The 4606-nt window shown below is 59.9% G+C and carries 4 protein-coding genes; 2 read left to right on the top strand and 2 right to left on the bottom strand.

The genetic code is table 11. From position 1 onward, the window contains the following. Positions 1-934, top strand: a 934-nt coding sequence (locus GSM73_RS23325; RefSeq protein ID WP_256677070.1) for a metallophosphoesterase, incomplete at its 5' end; no start/stop codon positions are given. Positions 935-1036: 102 nt separating this feature from the next. On the opposite strand, the gene gbcA is transcribed toward GSM73_RS23325, so the two are convergent. Next, a complete protein-coding gene (gbcA, locus tag GSM73_RS23320) occupies positions 1037-2332 on the bottom strand; it encodes a glycine-betaine demethylase subunit GbcA (RefSeq protein ID WP_047228149.1) in 1296 nt (431 codons plus the stop codon). A 282-nt stretch (positions 2333-2614) separates the two neighbouring features. On the opposite strand from gbcA, the gene gbcB reads away from it, so the two are divergent. Then, complete coding sequence (gene gbcB, locus GSM73_RS23315; RefSeq protein ID WP_047228148.1) at positions 2615-3715, top strand: glycine-betaine demethylase subunit GbcB; 1101 nt, start codon at positions 2615-2617, stop codon at positions 3713-3715. Positions 3716-3887: 172 nt separating this feature from the next. Here gbcB and GSM73_RS23310 read toward each other — a convergent pair whose 3' ends face one another. Further along, positions 3888-4421, bottom strand: coding sequence for a transposase (locus GSM73_RS23310; RefSeq protein ID WP_160894082.1), 534 nt, complete (start codon positions 4419-4421; stop codon positions 3888-3890). Positions 4422-4606: the final 185 nt, after the last annotated feature.

The following is a 4606-nucleotide window of genomic DNA, read 5'->3' as shown; positions in this document are numbered from 1 at the left end:
CGGCACCTTGCTCGGTTGCCGCAAATGGGAGTTGCTCGACCTGTTGTGGAGTGAGGCGTTGCTCAAGTGGATCGAGAACCTGCGCCATCACGCGCCGTTCGCCACTAACCCGGCGCTGGTGAAAATGGACAGCGACGTGGTGTTGGCGATTGCCGGCGACTGGGGCACCGGACCGTTCGACAGTCATGCTCCGGCCGTGGCTGTCGCCAATCAGATGCAACTGGCCGAGGCCGACTTCACCATCCATCTGGGCGATGTGTATTACGCCGGCACCCATTCCCAGGAGGACGTCGACATGGTCGGCTGGCCCCAGGGCAAGCACGGCTCGTTCACGCTCAATTCCAACCACGAGATGTACAGCGGCGCCCACGGTTATTTCAAGGAGCTGGCCAAGCGTTTCCCGGTGCAACAGGGCACCAGTTACTTTGCCCTGTACAACGACGATTGGCTGGTGGTCGGCCTCGACAGTGCCTACGCCTCGGACGCGATGAATCTGTACATGGATGGCACCCTCAACGCGCAACAGATCGACTGGATGAAAAACCTGCCCAAGCGCAAAAAGCTGATGGTGCTCAGTCATCACCAGGGCTTCGATATTTCCGGGCACCACAAGACCGCGCTTTACCAACCGGTCTGCGATGCCTTGGGGCGTGAGCCTGACTACTGGTATTGGGGGCATCTGCACAACGGCATCTGCTACGCGCCCCAAGGCGGGCTGCACGCACGCTGTGCCGGGCACGGAGCGATTCCCTACGGCACCACCAACGAGTTGAACGGACATGCCGGGGTGTTGTGGTCGGAAACGCAACTGGCGGGGGATGAGGCGTACCCGGAACGGGTGTTGAACGGGTATGTGAAGGTGCGGCTGGTGGGGGAGGAGATTGTCGAGACGTTTTATGGGGAGGATGGCAGTGTGCGGTGGTCTTCCCGGTAGTCGGTGAATGTCAGGCCGCTATCGCGAGCAAGCTCGCTCCCACAGGTTTTGTGAACGACACAGAACCCCTGTGGGAGCGAGCTTGCTCGCGATGCTTCTGACTTAGCCCTGGACCGGAACGCCCTTGAGGTACGGCGCAGGTTCCGCCCCCAGGTTGTTGAGCATGCGCTCGCTGTACCAGTCCACGAAGTTCACCACGCCGAACTCATAAGTCTTGGAGTACGGGCCTGGCTGGTAGGCGGTGGAGTTGATGCCGCGCTGGTTTTCTTCGGCCAGGCGACGGTCCTGGTCGTTGGTGGCGTCCCAGACCTGGCGCATGCGTGCCACGTCGTAGTCCACGCCTTCGACCGCGTCCTTGTGTACGATCCACTTGGTGGTGACCATGGTCTCCTGGGCGCTGATCGGCCACACAGTGAACACGATGATGTGGTCGCCCATGCAGTGGTTCCACGAGTGGGGCAGGTGCAGGATACGCATCGAGCCCAGGTCCGGGTTCTTGATGCGGCCCATCAGTTTGGCGCAGCCCTGCTTGCCGTCCATGGTCATCGACACGGTGCCCTTGAGCAGCGGCATGCGCACGATACGGTTGCGCAGGCCGAAACTGGCGTGGGCGTAAGGGATTTTCTCGGCTTCCCAGGCTGCGGCGGAGGCCGCTACATGGTCCTTGAATGCCTGGTCGGCCCGTGGGTCGGTGACGTCGTCCCATTCCAGCAGGGTCTTGAGCAGTTCCGGGTGCGCGCCGCCGCAGTGGTAGCACTCGCGGTTGTTTTCCAGCACCAGCTTCCAGTTGGCCTTTTCCATCAAGGTGGTTTGCACCGCCACCTTGGTGTTTTCCATGTCATAGGGTTCCATGTAATGGGTCAAGGTCGCCAGGAAGTCGTCGATGGCCGGTGGGTTCTCCGCCAGGCTGATGAAGATGTAGCCACCGGCGGTCTTCACGTTCACTGGCTTCAAGCCGTACTGGTTCATGTCGAAATCGGCGCCCATTTCGGTGCCGGCGAACAATAGGCGACCGTCCAGCTCGTAGGTCCACTGGTGGTAATGGCAGACCAGCTTGGCGACCTTGCCCTTGTCGCTGGTGCACAGCCGCGAGCCCCGGTGCCGGCAGACGTTGTGGAACGCATGCACCACGCCGTCGGCGCCGCGAATCACGATGATCGGGTTCTTGCCAACCTGCAGGGTCAGGTAGTTGCCCTTGGTCGGAATTTCGCAGGTCATGCCGGCGATCAACCATTCCTTCTGGAAGATTTCCTGCATGTCGATATCAAACAGGCGCTCATCGGAGTAGAACGGCTGCGGCAGCGAGAAAGTGCGCTCGCGTTCCTGCAGCATTTGCGCGGTGGCCTTGCGTGCGGGTTCCAGCGGATCGCCCAGGCTCAGGGTTGCGGTGACGTCCATCGTTTTATCCTCATGGCCCTCTACGTGGCCGGCGAAAGTGGCTAATCAAATGTGCTACGCAAGGCAGAAAATATTATTTATCTGTTGGGGCGAGTGTGGGGCCGCGCAGGGGGCGAACCTTATCCATGGGCGACATGGCCCAATCTGTTCCCGACGCGCAAGGTCCGGTCGTTGGGGGCTGGTCGCGGTAAGCATGTGAATGTCGCAGATAGGTAAATGGGCGATTCGCGCTATACGCAGAATCGCCTCATAAGAGGCCGACAGTCGGCCGTGGAGATCAGCATGTCCAACAGCTTCCTGAACCCGGTAACCACCCAGACCTGGGCCAATGGTCGTCACATTGTCCGTTGCGTCAAAGTCATCCAGGAAACCTGGGATGTGCGCACCTTTTGTTTCATGGCTGATCAGCCGATTCTGTTCTTTTTCAAGCCGGGGCAATTCGTCACCCTGGAGCTTGAAATCGAAGGTCAGCCGATCATGCGCTCCTACACCATCTCCAGCTCGCCGTCGGTGCCCTACAGTTTTTCGGTGACCATCAAGCGCGTACCGGGGGGCAAGGTTTCCAACTGGCTGCACGACACCCTGCACGAAGGCCAGGAGCTGGCGGTGCACGGGCCGGTCGGCCTGTTCAATGCCATCGACTTCTCCAACCCCAAGGTGCTTTACCTCAGTGGCGGTGTCGGCATCACGCCGGTGATGTCCATGGCGCGCTGGTACTACGACACCAATGCCAACGTCGACATGGTGTTTATCCACAGCGCCCGCTCGCCCAAGGACATCATCTATCACCGCGAGCTGGAACACATGGCGTCGCGGATCGATAACTTCAACCTGCACCTGATCTGCGAAAAACATGGGCTGGGCGAGCCTTGGGCCGGGTATCGCGGCTATCTGAACCACAAGATGCTGGAGCTGATGGCGCCGGACTTCCTGGAGCGCGAAGTGTTTTGCTGTGGCCCGACGCCCTACATGAACGCGGTCAAGCGCCTGCTGGAAGCCGCTGGCTTCGACATGACGCGTTACCACGAGGAGTCCTTCGGCGCCACGCCACCGGAAGCCCGCGCCGACGCGGTGGAACAGGCCGAACAGGCTGCGGACGCCCCGGAAGTCGATGTGGCGGACCTACATCTGGTGGAGTTCACCGCCTCTGGCAAGAGTATTCGCGTGGGGCCGGGAGAAACCGTCCACGCCGCCGCCGCCAAGCTCGGCATGATGATTCCCAAAGCCTGCGGTATGGGCATCTGCGGCACCTGCAAGGTTTTGAAACTGGGCGGGGAAGTGGAGATGGACCACAACGGCGGTATCACCGAAGACGACGAGGCCGAAGGTTACATCCTGTCGTGCTGCAGCGTGCCGAAGGGGGATGTGCGGATCGAGTTCTGACACATGCTCGGCGCAAGGGGAGCGCGGAGCGTCCCGGGCTGCATTCCCACGCAGAGCGTGAGGAACGATCGATTTCACAGCCATCGCGACCTGATCGTTCCCACGCTCCTGCGTGGGAATGCAACCAGGGGCGCTCTGCGTCCCAGCTTCGTCGCAGTCTGCTGTCTATGGGCTAATACCACCGCTGAATCTCAATCAACCCTTCCATTCCCGCATAATTACGCGCACTGGAATAGCGCCAATGTTCCGGTAATTCCACATATCCACGTTTCACCGGGTTGAAATGGATGTAGTCCAGCTTCTGGCGCATTACCGTTTCGCTATAAATCTGCTCCGCGTGTGAGCCTTCTTGCCAGAGCTGATAAACCCTGTCCTGCTTATGGGCTCGTTTGCTGAACCGCAGGCGTTGCAAAGCTCGCTCAGCGCCTTTGCTTTGCAGGTCGTCGATAATCTGGCGTGCCGTAAAGGATTTGAACTGACGCAGACACTTGCTCAGGTTCGGAGCCTGGGCAACGAAATGCAGATGGTTTTCCAGAACGACATAGCCGAACAGTTGCAAATTCTGATGGGTTTGCTGATAGCGCCAGCACCCGAGCAAGTGATCGACGAGGTAGGGGCGAATGAACAGCGGCAGCCATTCCATCAATGTGCAGGTGAGAAAGTGGGGCTTGTCGGGTTCGGTGATGACGTAGCGGCTCCGGCCCATGGGATGCATTCCTTTGCTGCGGGGAATGACCATGTTGCAGTCTTCGAGACGTTTGGCGATAGACGAAGAGGGCACGAGGCGGGTGGGAATAGTCCGCACACCCTCGATGATCATTCCCACGCTCCTGCGTGGGAATGCAGCCAGGGACGCTCTGCGTCCCCAAGAGCCGAACGCGGAGCGTCCGT

Source organism: Pseudomonas sp. PICF6 (assembly GCF_009831705.1).
Lineage (GTDB): Bacteria > Pseudomonadota > Gammaproteobacteria > Pseudomonadales > Pseudomonadaceae > Aquipseudomonas > Aquipseudomonas rhizophila.
Note: the sequence above shows the minus strand (reverse complement) of the source record. Positions and strands in the feature narration are given on the sequence as shown.